We start from the raw sequence: 944 nt of genomic DNA, 5'->3' as shown, positions 1-944 counted from the left end.
TCCGATGAACATGGCAACCCACCGGCTCCGACTTTCAAATCCGATAAAGCCGCACTGGAATTGTGGGACGCCATCATCGATTCAATTCGCCTGCGTCCGGTATCGGCACCTGGACGCGACGGCAATGCTGGCAGCCCCTCCCCGCCTACAGGGCCCCAACGGATGGTTAGCAGCCCATCGGTAGATGATGACTACGCCCTGGAAGAGTTCCTCGCTGAGCTGAAGCCTAAAGATAACTGGATGGATGATTTGTGAGTTTCTCAAGGAGAAGGGAAATGCTGCAGACGCTAGAGCGACGGTGCCTGAGCGCGAGAGTTACACACCAAGAGAGCCACCACGGCAAGCGCGCCAATGGGCCGCGTTATCTGACGTGATCAAGATCACTCAATTGGCTGACTGGCACCTGGACGACAAGGGGGGCTTATGAGCCGCGCTCGTTGTTTGCTCACGATCCTGGGTCTGATCGCCCTGACTAGCGTTACCAACTGCACATCGATTTTTTCCTCTCGGAGCCCTGTCATGGACAAGAGTGGATGGATTACTCATTGCTACGGACGCTTCCTGATCGATCTGCCGCCCCAGGCAGAGATCAATGCCGGGTATTACCTGTGGGGCAGCAGCATCAAAGCGCTTGACGATACTCCTACATCCTTAGCGGCCAAGGTCGATCAACGCGAGATGGAGCTGAAGAGTCAACGACATAAAAAGATACAGAGCAGCATGTTTCTTCGCCGATTAGACCTGGGTGGAGGGGCTGCGGGGCTACTGTCTTGGAGCTCTGAAGCCAGCACGGCAATGTATCGATTAGACACTTACCTCGTGTCTAAACCAGAGGGTCGGGCATATTATCGAAAAGGAGAAATATCAGTCGATAGAGAGCGTCGGGGCATTGAAATCGCTACCTCTCTAGCCCGCAACCTACGCTCTCGCGAAGCCAATGAGAT

Annotated in this window: 1 protein-coding gene and 1 pseudogene; both read left to right on the top strand. The window is 54.7% G+C overall.

The window, feature by feature from the left end; all coding sequences use genetic code 11:
* Window positions 1-255, top strand: a 255-nt coding sequence (locus GV819_RS32535; protein WP_256667710.1) for a T6SS immunity protein Tli4 family protein, incomplete at its 5' end; no start/stop codon positions are given.
* Between the two features lie 264 nt (window positions 256-519).
* Window positions 520-944: pseudogene (locus GV819_RS32525) on the top strand (T6SS immunity protein Tli4 family protein); the annotation flags it as partial.

Source organism: Pseudomonas sp. Fl5BN2 (genome assembly GCF_009908205.1).
Taxonomy (GTDB): Bacteria; Pseudomonadota; Gammaproteobacteria; order Pseudomonadales; family Pseudomonadaceae; genus Aquipseudomonas.
Note: the sequence above shows the minus strand (reverse complement) of the source record. Positions and strands in the feature narration are given on the sequence as shown.